Origin of the sequence: Caldinitratiruptor microaerophilus (genome assembly GCF_025999835.1) — a bacterium.
Lineage (GTDB): Bacteria > Bacillota > Sulfobacillia > Symbiobacteriales > ZC4RG38 > Caldinitratiruptor > Caldinitratiruptor microaerophilus.
Map to the genome: position 1 here is coordinate 1,916,970 of NZ_AP025628.1, position 13,809 is coordinate 1,930,778.

14 protein-coding genes and 1 riboswitch are annotated in these 13,809 nt (G+C 70.9%); of the genes, 2 read left to right on the plus strand and 12 right to left on the minus strand.

All coding sequences use genetic code 11. The features are described 5' to 3' along the window. Positions 1–8: 8 nt before the first annotated feature. The 8 genes from caldi_RS09330 to tyrS form a co-directional block, all read right to left on the minus strand. Positions 9–473 carry a M67 family metallopeptidase gene (locus caldi_RS09330; protein ID WP_264841505.1) on the minus strand — a complete coding sequence of 155 codons (465 nt, stop codon included), beginning with the start codon at positions 471–473 and terminating at the stop codon, positions 9–11. Positions 474–564: 91 nt separating this feature from the next. Then, positions 565–1,032, minus strand: coding sequence for a M67 family metallopeptidase (locus caldi_RS09335; RefSeq protein WP_264841506.1), 468 nt, complete (start codon positions 1,030–1,032; stop codon positions 565–567). Positions 1,033–1,034: 2 nt separating this feature from the next. Next, positions 1,035–1,790 carry a YebC/PmpR family DNA-binding transcriptional regulator gene (locus tag caldi_RS09340; protein WP_264841507.1) on the minus strand — a complete coding sequence of 252 codons (756 nt, stop codon included), beginning with the start codon at positions 1,788–1,790 and terminating at the stop codon, positions 1,035–1,037. Between the two features lie 63 nt (positions 1,791–1,853). Then, a complete protein-coding gene (gene nadE / locus caldi_RS09345) occupies positions 1,854–2,585 on the minus strand; it encodes an NAD(+) synthase (protein WP_264841508.1) in 732 nt (243 codons plus the stop codon). A 96-nt stretch (positions 2,586–2,681) separates the two neighbouring features. Continuing rightward, the gene (gene cysK, locus caldi_RS09350) at positions 2,682–3,632 is read right to left on the minus strand and encodes a cysteine synthase A (RefSeq protein WP_319951743.1); all 951 of its coding nucleotides are present in this window, start codon (positions 3,630–3,632) and stop codon (positions 2,682–2,684) included. Between the two features lie 180 nt (positions 3,633–3,812). Then, positions 3,813–4,064, minus strand: coding sequence for a hypothetical protein (locus caldi_RS09355; protein WP_264841509.1), 252 nt, complete (start codon positions 4,062–4,064; stop codon positions 3,813–3,815). 59 nt (positions 4,065–4,123) lie between these two features. After that, positions 4,124–4,807 carry a sporulation protein YunB gene (yunB, locus tag caldi_RS09360; protein ID WP_264841510.1) on the minus strand — a complete coding sequence of 228 codons (684 nt, stop codon included), beginning with the start codon at positions 4,805–4,807 and terminating at the stop codon, positions 4,124–4,126. Between the two features lie 80 nt (positions 4,808–4,887). Further along, positions 4,888–6,120 carry a tyrosine--tRNA ligase gene (tyrS, locus tag caldi_RS09365; RefSeq protein ID WP_264841511.1) on the minus strand — a complete coding sequence of 411 codons (1,233 nt, stop codon included), beginning with the start codon at positions 6,118–6,120 and terminating at the stop codon, positions 4,888–4,890. A 213-nt stretch (positions 6,121–6,333) separates the two neighbouring features. Between tyrS and caldi_RS09370 the strand changes: the two genes are divergently transcribed. Both caldi_RS09370 and caldi_RS09375 read left to right on the plus strand, forming a co-directional pair. Further along, positions 6,334–8,943, plus strand: a complete 2,610-nt coding sequence (locus caldi_RS09370) for a transglycosylase domain-containing protein (protein ID WP_264841512.1) — start codon at positions 6,334–6,336, stop codon at positions 8,941–8,943. A 16-nt stretch (positions 8,944–8,959) separates the two neighbouring features. Next, on the plus strand, positions 8,960–10,225 hold the full coding sequence (locus tag caldi_RS09375) for an HD domain-containing protein (RefSeq protein WP_264841513.1): 1,266 nt from the start codon (positions 8,960–8,962) through the stop codon (positions 10,223–10,225). On the opposite strand, the gene caldi_RS09380 is transcribed toward caldi_RS09375, so the two are convergent. The 4 genes from caldi_RS09380 to caldi_RS09395 all read right to left on the minus strand — a co-directional run bounded on the left by caldi_RS09380 (position 10,226) and on the right by caldi_RS09395 (position 13,381). Continuing rightward, a complete protein-coding gene (locus caldi_RS09380) occupies positions 10,226–10,735 on the minus strand; it encodes an OsmC family protein (RefSeq protein WP_264841514.1) in 510 nt (169 codons plus the stop codon). A 31-nt stretch (positions 10,736–10,766) separates the two neighbouring features. Continuing rightward, positions 10,767–11,510, minus strand: a complete 744-nt coding sequence (locus caldi_RS09385) for an ABC transporter ATP-binding protein (RefSeq protein WP_264841515.1) — start codon at positions 11,508–11,510, stop codon at positions 10,767–10,769. Further along, entirely contained in the window at positions 11,503–12,327 is an 825-nt protein-coding gene (locus tag caldi_RS09390) for an ABC transporter permease (protein ID WP_264841516.1), read from the minus strand. The genes caldi_RS09385 and caldi_RS09390 overlap by 8 nt, the downstream gene beginning before the upstream one ends. Before the next feature lie 70 nt (positions 12,328–12,397). Further along, positions 12,398–13,381 carry an aliphatic sulfonate ABC transporter substrate-binding protein gene (locus tag caldi_RS09395; RefSeq protein ID WP_264841517.1) on the minus strand — a complete coding sequence of 328 codons (984 nt, stop codon included), beginning with the start codon at positions 13,379–13,381 and terminating at the stop codon, positions 12,398–12,400. Between the two features lie 103 nt (positions 13,382–13,484). Next, positions 13,485–13,594: riboswitch (SAM riboswitch) on the minus strand. Positions 13,595–13,809 lie beyond the last annotated feature (215 nt).

Here is a 13,809-nt window from a genome sequence, read left to right on the forward strand (position 1 = left end):
GGCACCGCTTATTCACGCTCCGGGAGCCAGCGGAGGTCCACCCACTCCCCGGCGAGGTCGGCCACACGCCACGGCAGCTCGGCGACCTCGCCGTCCGTGATGCGGAAGGCCTTCACCTCCGGTTCCTGTCCGGCCATGGAGACGATCACGTAAGCGGCCTCCGGGTAGCGGGCCATGGCCACGTCGGTGCGAGAAGGGTACGCGACCGTGGTCGGGTGCGAGTGGTAGATCGCCACGAGCTCTTCCTGGCCCGCCAGCACGCCCTGCATCGCCACGTGCTGGTCCGCGGGGTCGATCTGGTAGCGGATCGCAGGCTGGGCATGCACGTTGCGCAGGGCGTAGGCGCGGCGGGCGACACCCCCCTTGCCCGTCATGATCCCGCACGCTTCCTTCGGCCACTCCTCCCGGCAGTGCGCGACCATCCGCTCGTACAGGATCCGGGGTACCGTCAGGGTAGCAAAGCGGGAAGGCACGGCTCTCGCCACGCTTCGAAAGAGGATCGGGCTTCCCAGCCCCATCCGTAAGTTATGTCAACGCTGCCGAACGGGTGACCGCGCCTTCCCGCTAGCGCAGGTCGAGCCATTCCCCGTCCGGCAGGTCCAGCTTCCGGTACGGCACCGGGGCCGGGTCGCGCCCGGCGGCGAGCCGGTAGGCGCGGGCGTCGGGGGGATGTGACGCCAGCGAGACGATGAAGAGGAACGCCGGGCCCCCGGCCGGGCCGCGGGCCTGCCACACCTCCGCCAGCGCCAGGTCCCGGGGCGACGGGTACGCCACCGAGTCCGGGTGCGAGTGGTAGAGGGCGATCCACTCCTCATCGCCGGCCTCCACCGGACGGAGGGCGACCAGCGCGTCCACGGGGTCGACCCGGAAACGGCGGACGGGGTCGGGGTGGGCGTTGCGCACGGCCACGGCCCTGCGCACGACCCCCTGCCGGCCCGTGAGAAAGCCGACGGCCTCGTGCGGCCGCTCCGCCAGGCAGTGGGCCAGCACGAGGTCGTACAGACGGCGGGGGATCGCCAGGAGGGTGTCCATCGCTAGCCCTCGAGGGCGGCGAGTTCGCCCTCGGGGATGTCGAAGTTCGCGTAGACGTTCTGCACGTCGTCGTTCTGGTCGAGCACCTCGAGGAGGCGCAGGAGCCTCCTGGCGGTCTCGCCGCTCACCTCCACGGTGGTGACGGGCACCCGCTGCACCTTGCCTTCCTCGACCTTCACCCCGGCCCGCTCCAGCGCCCGCAGGACGCCGTCCAGGTCGTCCGGGGCGGTGGTGATCTCGAAGGCGTCGTCCTCGGCCCGCAGGTCCTCGGCGCCGGCGTCCAGGACGACGGCCAGGAGGTCGTCCTCCGTGATGTCGTTCTCGGCCCGGTTCACCCGGATCACGCCCTTGCGGGCGAACATCCAGGCCACCGACCCTGACTCCCCCAGGCTCCCGCCGTGCTTGTTGAAGATGCTGCGGATGTCGGCGGCGGTGCGGTTCCGGTTGTCCGTCAGGATCTCCATCAGGATGGCGACCCCGCCGGGCCCGTAGCCTTCGTAGACGACCTCCTCGTACGCGGAGCCCCCGGCCTGGCCGGTGGCGCGGGCGATCAGCCGCTCGATGTTCTCGACCGGCATGTTGGCCTCTCGCGCCTTCTCGATCGCCACCTTCAGGCGCAGGTTCGCGTCCGGGTTCCCTCCGCCCGCCCGGGCGGCGCTGAGGATGTCCTTCGCCAGGCGCGAGAAAAGACGGCCGCGTTCGGCGTCGTTCTTCGCCTTAGTCCGCTTGATCTGAGCCCACTTCGAATGTCCCGACATGGCCCTTGACTCCCCCCGGCCGGCAGGCGCCGGAGCCCGGGCCGCGCCTGCCGCTGGGGCGGGCTACGCCGGGCCCACGGGCGGAAGCTGCCGCTTGTGTTCGCTTTCGCGGTGCATGGCCTCGACCCGCTCCTTCAGCTCCGGGGAGCCCTCCCCGGTCAGCAGGTACCGGTCGAGGTCCGCATAGCGGATCCCCATCTGGCCCTCGTCCGTCTGGCCGGGCCACAGCCCTGCCGTGGGGGTGCGGTCCACGATCTCCGGGGGCACGCCCAGGTGCCGGGCCAGCTCGCGCACCTGGCCCTTGACGAGCGAGCCGATCGGGAGGAGGTCCACCCCGCCGTCGCCGTACTTGGTGAAGTACCCCACGTAGAGTTCGTCGCGATTGCCGGTGCCTGCGACCAGGTACCGCCGGAGCGCCGCGTGGAAGTAAAGCGCGGCCATGCGGAGGCGGGGCTTCAGGTTGGCCAGCGCGAGCCGGCGCACCTCCGTCCCCTCGCCCTCCGGGCTCATCACCGCCACAAGGGCATCGTACGCGTGGGAGAGGTCGACCGTCAACACTTCGATTCCCAGCGGCTCCGCCGCCAGACGGGCGAAGCGGGCGTCCGCCGGGTCCGAGTGGCAGGGCATGACGAGCCCCAGCACCCGCTCCCGGCCCACCGCCCGCACCGCGAGCGCGGCCACGGTGGCCGAGTCCACCCCGCCGGACAGCCCGACCACCAGCCCCCGCGCTCCGGCCCGGCGGACCTCGTCCGCCATCCAGCCCGAGATCCGCTCCGCCACCGCCGCCGCGTCCATGAACCTCGCCTCCCGGGCCTATTATTTCACGGTGGGGCGCGGCGGGCAACCAATTGTCAACTTCCCTGTCACAAGGCGGAGGACCACCCGGCGCGCCTACTCCTCCTCCGCCCACAGCACCGAGCTCAGGTACCGCTCGCCGGTGTCCGGGAGCACCACGACGATCTGCTTGCCCCGGTTCTCCGGCCGCTTCGCCACCTGCACGGCCGCCCAGGCCGCGGCGCCCGAGGAGATGCCGCAGAAGATGCCCTCCTCCCGGGTCAGCCGTCGCGCCATCTGGATGGCATCCTCGTTGGTGACCCGGATGACCTCGTCGACGACTTCCATGTTGAGCGTGTCGGGCTTGAATCCGGCACCGATGCCCTGGATCCTGTGCGGGCCGGGCTGGCCCCCGGACAGGACGGGCGAGTCCGCCGGCTCGACCGCGACCACGCGGAAGCCGGGCTTGCGGGCCTTGATGACCTCGCCCACCCCGGTGACCGTCCCGCCGGTGCCGACGCCGCCGACGAAGATGTCCACCCGGCCGTCCGTGTCCCGCCAGATCTCCTCGGCGGTCGTGCGCCGGTGGATCTCCGGGTTGGCCGGATTCTCGAACTGCTGCGGCATCCAGGCACCCGGATTCGCCTCCAGGATCTCCTGGGCCTTCCGGATGGCACCCTTCATGCCCTCCGCCCCGGGGGTCAGGACGACCTCGGCGCCGAACGCCCGCAGGATCCGGCGCCGCTCCAGGCTCACCGTGTCCGGCATGGTGACGATGAGCCGGTAGCCCTTGGCCGCGGCCATGAAGGCAAGGCCGATGCCGGTGTTGCCCGAGGTCGGCTCCACGATCAGCGTCTGGCCCGGACGGATGCGACCCTCGCGCTCGGCCGCCTCGACCATCGAGAAGGCGATCCGGTCCTTGACGCTGCTCGCCGGGTTGAAGAACTCGAGCTTGGCCAGCACCTCCGCCCCCGCGCCGTCCGTCACCCGGTTCAGGCGCACCAGGGGCGTGTTGCCGATCAGCTCCCAGATGTTACTGGCCACCTTCGGCCGCGTCCCGATGCTCACGTACGCTCCTCCTTGGGAACAGGAAAATTTCCGCCTGGAATCACGGTGTCTTCATTGTAACAGACACGGCCGGGGCCGTCAGGGGGAGGTTCGCCCGGCGAGACCGGAGGCGGACCCGACCCGTGCGCGCCAGCGGCCGCCCCCGGGGCGGGGCGGCCGCCGGCCTTCGTACGTACCCTGCTACACCCAGGCTGGATACGCTGCGATTCCGGGCACTCCGGCGACGGTCGGGTAGGCGGAAGGCACGGTGGCGACGGTCGTCACCGGCACGGCGTATTCGTAGACCCGGTACACCGTCGCGTTCGCCGCCGGGTAGTTCACTCCGCCCGGGACGATGAAGTTGTCGTTGGCCCCCGCCTGAGCCCCGATGAACGGGGAGAAGGCGGGCACGACGCCCGTCCCGTCCGGGAAACCGAAGAACCCAAACAACATCCGAGGGCACCCCCTTGGAGGTGAGCCCGCCCTTTCGGCTGTTTCCCCCCGGCCTCAGTCTATGGGGCGCCGGCGCGCGGGGTTACGGTCGACGGCGGCGCGAGGGTGCCGCCGAGCCAGAAGCTCTCGGGCACCTTCCCGGTGATGACCGTCTCGGCCAGGGGTAGTTCGGAGGTGACGGTCACCTCGCGGGTGACGAGCGGGATCACGACCCGCACGCGCGCGGTGAGCGCGAGGCTGACCACGTGCCGGGTCTGGTTGATCCCGGCCGCCTCGAACCGGTTGCGCACGTCCGCCGTGACGGCGCCCACGGGGACGAAGCGGACGGGCACCCCCGGCCCGAGTCCCGCGAGGAACGGGCTTCCGAAAAGGTCGCCCACCGGCAGGCGGAACGTCCGCTGCCCGATCCGCGCCAGCTCCGCCTGCAGCGCCCGCACGGCCCGGGCGGCGATCTCGTTCACCAGCGGGGTGTTGGTCTGGAGCACGGTGACGTTGCCCTGGGCGTCCGTCTCGTAGCGGACCAGGTCGGCGTACGACACCCCGCGCACGACCTGCCCGACCACCACCCGGTTCACCGCGTCCATGGCGATGGCCTGGGCCTGCATGTCCCCGACCGCCCGGATCACCGGATCGGCGACCCGGCCCCCGAGCCGGGCCAGGCCCCAGAGCACCGCTGCCGCCAGGAGCGCTCGCGCCGCCGGCCCCACCCGGGCCGCAAGCCGGCGCCGCCGGAAGCCCCGCATGCGCCTCCGCCCCTACCCTTCCGGTGGCAGCCAGGATATGCGCGCGCGGTCCCGAACGTTCCTGCCGGACGGGGCGCGGGTCAGCGCAGGACCACCCGGCCGTACCGCCGCTTTCCCGCCCGCACGACGAGCCCGTCGCGCACGGGCACGGGGGCGAGGGGGTCGGCGGCGCGCTCGCCGTCGAGGGTCACCCCACCCTGCTCGACCAGGCGCCGGGCCTCCGACGACGACTGCGCCAGGCCGAGGAGGACGAGGAGGCGGAAGAGCGGGAGGGTGCCCCCGGGCTCGAGGTCCTGCCGCCCCAGCGGCAGCTCCGGCAGATCGCCGGGAAGCTCCCGGCGCTGGAACACCGTGCGGAAGTGCTCCTCCGCCTGGCGGGCGGCCTCCTCGCCGTGGTACAGACGGACGATCTCCCGGGCCAGCTCCATCTTGAAGTCGCGGGGGTTGGCGCCGGCCGCCATCGCCGCCTCGATCTCCCGGACCCGGCTGACGGGTACCTCCGTGAAGTACGTCAGGTACCGGACGATGAGGGTGTCCGGGATGGACATGGTCTTCCCGTACATGTCCTCGGGACTGTCATTCAGGCCGATGTAGTTCCCGAGGCTCTTGGACATCTTCTCGACCCCGTCGAGCCCCTCGACGATGGGGGTCATCAGGCACACCTGCGGCTCCTGCCCCGCCTCGCGCTGGAGCTCGCGGCCCACCAGCAGGTTGAACCGCTGGTCCGTGCCCCCCAGTTCCACGTCGGCGCGCACGGCCACCGAGTCGGTCCCCTGCATGAGCGGGTAGAAGAACTCGTGGAGAAAAATGGGACGCCCCTCGGCGTAACGTTTTCCGAAGTCCTCCCGTTCCAGCATGCGGGCGACGGTCATCGTCGAGGCCAGCCGGATCACGTCCGCGAAGGTGAGGCCCGCCAGCCACTCGCTGTTGTACCGGACCTCCGTGCGCTCGATGTCCAGCCCCACCCGCCGGGCCTGCTCCAGGTAGGTGGCCGCGTTCGCCCGGGTCTCCTCCTGGGTGAGCTGGGGACGGGCCTCGTTGCGGCCGGTCGGGTCGCCCACCGTGGCCGTGTAGTCGCCGATGATCAGCACGGCCTGGTGGCCCAGGTCCTGGAACGCCTTCAGCTTGCGCAGCGGCACCGTGTGGCCCAGCGTCAGCTCCCGACCGGTGGGGTCGATGCCCAGCTTGACCCGGAGCGGCCGGCCGGTGCGGTAGGACTCCGCCAGCTTGCGCTCGAGCTCCTCGCGGCTCACCAGGTCCGCGACGCCGCGCAGGAGGTACTCCAGCTGCTCGTGGACGGGGCGAAACGGCATCCGAGTGCTCCTCCTTCGGCGGGATCCGGAGGTCATAGAGAAAGCCCGCCCCGCGGCGGGCGCTCTGGCAGGGCCAGGGGCCCCTGGCTGTTCTTGACTTGGCCTAGATTTTAGCATAGTCTCGGAGCGGCCCGCAAATGTTGTTCCGTCCCCCGGAACAGGACGCGGCCCGCGCGGGGCGAATCTCCATGACCATGGAGGTGCATCGGCCCGATGCCCACGAAGCCCGGCTCCCCGGGCGCCCGTCCCCGGCGCAGGAGGCCCCGGCGCCGCTTCTGGCGGTGGGTCGGGTACCTGTTCGTGTTCTTCTTCCTGGCGCTGATCGGCGGGACGGGCTACGCCGCCATGTACGTCCTGGAGCAGTACCGCGCCCTGCCCGCGGCCGGGCGGGTGGACCCGGAGCGCATGGTAGGGCCCCTGTCGACGATCATCTATGACCGCAACGGCAAGGAGCTGGCCGTCCTCACCGGCAAGGAGAACGAGAACCGCATCTACGTACCCCTCAAGGACATCCCCCGGCACGTGCAGGATGCCTTCATCGCCATCGAGGACGCCCGGTTCTGGCAGCACCGCGGCTTCGACCCCAGGCGCCTCGTGGCGGCGGCCTGGATCGACCTCAAGTACCTGGTCACCGGCAAGGGGGATATCCAGGGCGCCAGCACGATCACCCAGCAGTTCGTCAAGAACGCGTACAACCTGGACCGCGGGCGGAAGCTCTCCCGCAAGGTCCAGGAGCTCCTCCTCGCGATCCAGCTGGAGCGCAGCCTCTCAAAGGAAGAGATCCTCGAAGGTTACCTGAACGAGATCTACTTCGGCTATAACTTCTACGGCATCGGGGCGGCCGCCAAGGAGTACTTCGGCAAGCACCCGAAGGACCTCACGATCGCCGAGGCCGCCATGCTCGCCGGCATGGTCCAGGCCCCGGCGACCTACGACCCTTACAAGAACCCCGAGGCGGCGAAGGAGCGGCAGGAGATCGTCCTCGACCAGATGCTCCGCTGGGGCTTCATCACGCAGGAGCAGTGGCAGCAGGCCCGGGCCGAGAAGCTGCACCACCCCGGCCTGTCCCCGATCGTCCAGCCGCAGCGGCCGCAGGGGCCCGGTGCCCACTTCGTCGACTACGTGATCCGGGTCCTGACCGACGAGCAGGAGGCCCTCCGGTACGGCATCCAGCCGATGCAGGACAGCGAGCTCTTCCGGGGCGGGTACAAGATCTACACGACCTTCGACCCGCAGGTCCAGGCCATCGCCGACCGGGCCGTGGCCAAGGTGATGGACCCCCAGGTGGACAAGCGGTTCGCCATGCCGGCCGACAGGCGGGAGGACTGGATCCAGGTCGGCGTGGCGGTGGTGCGGCCCTCGACCGGGGAGATCCTGGCGCTGGTGGGCGGCCGGGATCACACGCGCATGCGCGAGCTCAACCGGGCGACCGACACCCTCCGGCAGCCAGGGTCGGCCATGAAGCCCCTGGCCGCCTACACACCGGCCGTCGAGCTCCTGGGGTGGGGTCCGGGCACGGTGATCGACGACGCGCCTTTCAAGGTCGATCCCGCCAGCCCGACCGGACTGTGGCCCCGGAACTACGACAACACCTACTGGGGCCTCATCCCCATGCGCCGGGCGATCGAGGCCTCCCGCAACGCGGCCGCCGTGCAGACGATCGCCAAGGTCGGCCCGGAGAAGGCCGTGGAGATCGCCTCCCTGCTCGGGATCCGGACCCTGGTGAAGGACGGCCCCCGCAACGACGTTCAGCTGGCCACGGCCCTGGGCGGGCTCACGCGGGGCGTGTCCGTGCTCGACATGACCCTCGCGTACTCCACCCTGGCGAACCTCGGGCTTCGGGTGGACCCGGTGATCGTCACCCGCATCGTCGACCGCGACGGGCAGGTGATCTTCGAGGCGAAGCCCCGCCGCCGCCAGGTGATCAAGGAGTCCACCGCCTGGCTGATGGTCGACATGATGAAGGGCGTGATCCGCCGCGGCACGGCCGCCGCGGCCACCAAAGGGCTCAACGGGTGGCCGGCGGCGGGCAAGACCGGGACGACGGAGAACAAGGCGGACGCGTGGTTCGTCGGGTTCACCCGGGACCTGGCCGTCGGCGTGTGGAACGGCTACGACAACCGGGAGGCGGAGAAGCCGCGCTCCCTGGAGTACGCGGGGGCCGACGCGCCCACCCGGATCTGGACCGAGATCATGCTGGCGGCACACCGTTCTCCGCCGGAGGACTGGCCGCGGCCTGCGAGCGTGATCCCGGTGGAGATCTGCGCCAAGACGGGCTTGCTGCCGAGCGCCATGTGCCCGCAGACCACCACCGAGTGGTTCGCCCGGGGCACGCAGCCCACGCAGCCGGATTACCCCGGCTTCTGGACGGACCCCATCCCGGTGGTCAAGGAAGTGGTGCAGCAGCCCGACGGCTCCTCCAAGGAGGTCTGGCGCCGCTGGCAGCCGGGCTGCGCCGGCGTACCGGAGAACCGGAGCTTCCTGATCCGGCCGGACTTCCCGCGCAGCCCGAAGGATCCGAACAACCCGCGCTACCTGCCGCAGGACCTGTCGGAGACGGCGCCCACGGAGACCTGCACCCCCGTGATCCCGCCCGCGTGGCTGGGCGGGCCGCCCGGCTCCCAGCCCGGCTCCGGCAGCGAGCAGCCGGGCTGGCTGTTCCCGCAGGAGCCTGCTGAGCCGCCGGCGCAGGGGCCGGGTCAGGGGCCAGGTCAGGCGCCGGGCCACTCAGGCCAGCCGGGTCAGGCGTCGGGCGGCGCGGGCGAGGCGCCGGCCCAGCCGGAGCAGCCGCCGGGTACCGGCACGCAGCCGGGCGGCCAGTGACGGGGGGCGGGCGCGGGTGGTGATCCGGGACCCCATCCACGGGGACATCGACCTGACCGCCGAGGAGGCGCGGGTGCTCGACACCCGGGAGATGCAGCGCCTGCGGGGGATCAAGCAGCTCGGGACCGCCTACCTGGTGTACCCGGGCTGCACCCACACGCGCTTCGACCACTCGCTCGGCACCCTGGCGGCGGCCAGCCGGATCCTCGCGCACCTGGGGCGCAGCGGCTTCGACATCCCGGCCGCCGACGCCGCCCTCGTCCGCATGGCGGCTCTGGTGCACGACGTGACCCACGTGCCCTTCGGGCACACCTTCGAGGACGAGCGGGAGATCTTCCCGCGCCACGACGACGGCCACCGGACGGAGGCGTTCTTCGGCGACCGTTCCGAGCTCGGGCAGGTGCTGAAGGCCCTCGGCTTGCGCGATGGGGTCCTGGACCTCCTCTCCGGCCGGGGGCCGTCCCCGTGGATGGCCGAGGTGGTGTCCTCGACCGTCGACGCCGACCTCCTGGACTACCTCCGCCGCGACGCGTACTTCGCCGGGCTGCGGCGCGACTACGACGACCGCATCTTCTCCTACTTCACCCTCGACGGCGGGCACCTGGTCATGAACATGCTCCGGCACGGGCTGGAACGGCCGGACGCCCGGTCGGAGATCGTCCACCTCCTCCACCTGCGCTACTTCCTCACCGAGCGCGTGTACCTGCACCACACGAAGATCGCCGCGGGAGCCATGATCGCCAAGGCGGTGGAGATCGGGACCCGCACCTGGCTGACCGAGGAGCGGCTCTACACCCTCACGGACGAGCAGTTCCTGGACCTCCTGGCCGGCTTCCCCGATCCGGACGTGCAGGAACTCGCGGCACGCCTGCGGGCCCGCCGGCTGTACAAGCGGGCCTACGTGCTCTCCGGCCAGAGCCTGGGTGCGCAGCAGGCGCAGATCATCCAGCGCTTCAGCGGCCCCACCCGCGAGCACACGCAGCTGGAGGAGGCCATCGCCCGGCGGGCGAGGGTACGGCCGGCGGAGGTCATCCTGTACTGCCCCCGGGCCAGCTACATCAAGGAAGCGCAGGTACCCGTCCGGACGCGACAGGGGGTCCAGCCCCTGGCCGGGCTGGACTCCCCGCTGTCCGGCGACGTCGGCGCGCTGGCCCGGCAGTACGCCGACCTCTGGCGCCTGTACGTCTTCGCGCCGCCCGAGCGGGTGGAAGTGGTCCGCACCGCCGCCCGGGAGGTCTTCGGGCTGCCCAGCGAGTACGCCGGCAAGGCGGCCGCCGTCTAGTCAGACCCAGCGCGTCTCGATGGGCGGCGGGTTGCGCAGGGTGGAGAGAACGACGCAGTACTTCTCCACCTTCTCCCGAAGGGAGGCGAGTTGCTCCGGAGTAGCATCCGGGGCGACGACCTCGATGCGACTGCGGATCGCCTTGAAGCCGACGGGCGCAGAGGGGTCGATGCCCAAGGTTCCCTTCAGGTCGAGGTCGCCTTCCACGGCGACCTCGATCTTTTCCGCCCGGATCCCCATCGCCTCGGCCACCATCTGCGCGGTGAGCTGGGCGCAGGCGGCCAGCGCCCCCAGCAGCAGGTCGCCGGAGCAGGCGCCGGTCCCGGCGCCGCCGACCCCCGGATGGGCCTGGGCCTCGTAGATCGCCCGGCCGAGGTCGACGTGGCAGCTGATGGGGACACCGGCCTGGCTGCCCCGGGCGGTGATCGTGACGACGGCCGCGTCGGGTTGCTCGCGGTAGAGGGTCTTGAGCGGCCGCGGCCGCTGCCGCTCCCGCAGGTTGAAGGACAAGGCGCTTGCCTCCCCTCGAATGGCGTTTGCTTCAGTCCGCAGCGGTGTCCCACTCGCCCAGCAGTTCCGCCAGGACCCGGCCCCTCAGGGAGGTCAGCTGGGGGGAGTGCCGGCTGCGGGGATGGGGAAGCTCGACAGGGATCTCGCACCGGATCCGCCCGGGCCGCGGGCTCATCACCACCACCCGGTCGGCCAGGTAGACGGCCTCGTCCACGTCGTGGGTGACCAGGAGCATCGTGGTGCCCCGAGTCCGGACGACCCGCAGCAGCATCTCCTGGAGCCGCATGCGGGTCAGGGCGTCGACAGCGCTAAAGGGTTCGTCGAGGAGGAGCAGTTCCGGGTGGTGGAAGAGCCCCCGGGCGATGGCGACCCGCTGGGCCATGCCGCCGGAAAGCTGCTTGGGGAGGGCGTCGAGGAAGTCACCGAGCCCCATCTCGACCACGAGCTCGGCCACCTGGGCCCGCAGCGCGGGTACGAGCCGCCGCCCCAGGGCGATGTTCTCCGCCACCGTCAACCAAGGCATGAGCCGGGGCTCCTGGAACACGACCCCCACTGCCGGGTGGGGTCCGCGGACCGGCGTGCCGGCGACGGCCACCGTGCCGCCCTGGACGGTCTCCAGCCCTGCGGCGATGCGGAGCAGGGTGCTCTTGCCGCAGCCGCTGGGGCCGACCAGGCAGACCACCTCGCCGGCCCGTACGGTCAGATCGACCCCGCGCAGGACCTCGAGCTCGCCGAACCACTTGGAGAGCCCCTGGACCGTGAGCACCTCACGCATCGGCCTTCGCCTCCTTCAGGCTGTCGCGCCAGCGCAGGAGCCGGTTCTCGAGCACCTTCAGGATGCCGTCGAAGAACTTCCCCAGGAGTGCGAGCAGGAGGATCGCCCCCAGCACGATGTCAGCCCGGGAGAGCTCACGGCCGTCGGTGAGCAGGAAGCCGAGGCCCCGGGTGCCGGCGATCAGCTCGGCGGCCACGAGGAAGAGCCAGGCCATGTTCATCCCCGCCCGCAGTCCGGTCAGGGCTGAGGGCAGGGCGCCGGGGAGCAGGATGTGGCGGATGATCTGAAGCTGCGACAAACCCTGGACGCGGCCCACCTCGACCAGCTTGCGGTCGATCCCGTGGATGCCGGCGACGAGGTTGAGGTAGAACGGGAAGAAGGCGCCGATGGCGATGAGGGTCACCTTGGGCGCCTCGTCGATGCCCATCCAGAGGAGCAGGAGCGGCACCCAGGCGAGCGAGGGAATGCCGCGGATGGCCTGAAGGGTTGGATCGAGGAGACGCTCCGCCCGTGGGCTGAGGCCCACCGCCACGGCGGCGGGCAGGGCGAGCGCGACGCCGGCGCTGAATCCGGCGAGCACCCGCATGACGCTGACCGCCACATGGGTGACCAGTTCGCCCGAGAGGAGCGCGCTGGCAAGGTACGCCACGACGGCGCTGGGCGGCGGGAGGAGGTAGGCCTGTACGAGCCCGGCGCGGCTGGCGGTCTCCCAGAGGGCGAGCAGGACGACGGGAACGATGAACGCTTCGGCCCGTCCGGCCCGCCGGAGACGGGCGCCGGTGCGTACGGCAGGGCGTGTCACCATGACCTGAGCCACCGTGTCTTCCCCCTTTCCGTCCGGGACGGCCGTCCCCCGGGGTCTTCCTGGCACCGCAGGCGCCACGGCCCTACGGCTGGACGACGGCCCGGGCGAACTCGGGCCGGATGAGTTCGCCGATGACCTTCTCCGGGTCCACACCCGGCTTGATGAGGCCTTCTTTCACCAGGATGCGGCTGGCGGCCGCCAGGCCCCTGCGGTGCTCCTCGCCGGGGATGGGGTTCCGGAAGTCGTTGCGTGTCAAGACCTGCCGTGCGACCTCCGGACTCATCTTGGCCTGCTCCGCCAGGATGCGGGCCGTCTCCTCAGGATGCTCGAGTGCCCACCGGCGCGCCCTCTCGTACACCTTGAGGACCCGCTTGACGATTTCAGGGTAACGGTCCGCGTAGGACTGCCGGACGTTCAGGAACCCGTAGGTGTTGAAGTCCGGGTTGCGGAAGAACAACCGGGCGCCGCTTTCGAGGTTGGCTTGCGCCATGTGCGGGTCCAGGCCGGCCCAGGCGTCGACCTCACCCCGGTCCAGGGCGGCCTTGCCGTCCGGGTGCTGCAGGTGCACCAGCTCGATGTCGCTCTGACTGAGGCCCGCGGTATCCAGTGCCCGCAGGAGAAAGATGTAGGGGTCGGTCCCCTTGGTAGCGGCGACCTTCTTGCCCTTCAGGTCGGCCACAGTGCGGATCGGGCTGTCCTTGCGGGTGACCAGGGCCGTCCACTCCGGCTTGGAGTAGATGTAGACCACCTGCAGGGGAATCCCGTTGGAACGGGCCAGGAGGGCGGCGGCGCCCGCAGTCGACGTGAAGTCGGCGCTCTCGCTGGCCAGGTACTCGATCGCCTTGTTGCTGCCCAGACTGAGCACCCACTTGACCGGCAGCCCGTCGGCCTGGAACTCTTCCTCCATCCAGCCGTGGTGCTTGATCACGAGGCTCAGCGGCGAGTAGTAGGCGTAGTCGAGGCGGATCTCGGGAGGCCTGGCGGCTGCGCCGCCGGAACGGCCGCACCCGACGGCGGCGACAAGGGCGAGGACGACCACCAGCACGGGCAGCACGACGCGTTTCATGGGGGGACAGCCCTCCTGTGTCGGGCGGACCCGGTGTGCATTCCGGCCGAACGGCAGCGGGCCTCCCCGGCGGGGAGGCCCGCTCTGTAGCCGGCAGGCCGCCCTCTTATCTCCCGGGATGTCCGGTGGAGTTGGCACCTTCGCGGGGGCGCGCCATCCCCGCGGGTTGCCGGGCTTCATCGGGCCAGTTCCCTCCGCCGCTCTGGATAAGAGGCGTCTTCACCTGTCACTCGTGAGTCCGCGCTTGTGGGTTGCGAGTCGTGAGTTTTGAGTTGTCGCTATGGCCAGAGTCTAGCAGGGAGCCCTTGGAGGGTCAATATGGTGTTCTACAAAAATAGGACACTTTTTCCTCCCAACGAAGGAAACGCGGGGCCCCGCCCCGGCGCAGGCGGCAGGCGGCGCCGGAGGGCCCGGATCTGCTCCACGTC

Coding starts and splice junctions, on each gene's coding strand:
- caldi_RS09335 (WP_264841506.1), bottom strand. CDS start 1,032: ATGGACACCCTCCTGGCGATCCCCCGCCGTCTGTACGACCTCGTGCTG.
- caldi_RS09340 (WP_264841507.1), bottom strand. CDS start 1,790: ATGTCGGGACATTCGAAGTGGGCTCAGATCAAGCGGACTAAGGCGAAG.
- nadE (WP_264841508.1), bottom strand. CDS start 2,585: ATGGACGCGGCGGCGGTGGCGGAGCGGATCTCGGGCTGGATGGCGGAC.
- caldi_RS09355 (WP_264841509.1), bottom strand. CDS start 4,064: ATGTTGTTTGGGTTCTTCGGTTTCCCGGACGGGACGGGCGTCGTGCCC.
- yunB (WP_264841510.1), bottom strand. CDS start 4,807: ATGCGGGGCTTCCGGCGGCGCCGGCTTGCGGCCCGGGTGGGGCCGGCG.
- tyrS (WP_264841511.1), bottom strand. CDS start 6,120: ATGCCGTTTCGCCCCGTCCACGAGCAGCTGGAGTACCTCCTGCGCGGC.
- caldi_RS09370 (WP_264841512.1), top strand. CDS start 6,334: ATGCCCACGAAGCCCGGCTCCCCGGGCGCCCGTCCCCGGCGCAGGAGG.
- caldi_RS09385 (WP_264841515.1), bottom strand. CDS start 11,510: ATGCGTGAGGTGCTCACGGTCCAGGGGCTCTCCAAGTGGTTCGGCGAG.
- caldi_RS09395 (WP_264841517.1), bottom strand. CDS start 13,381: ATGAAACGCGTCGTGCTGCCCGTGCTGGTGGTCGTCCTCGCCCTTGTC.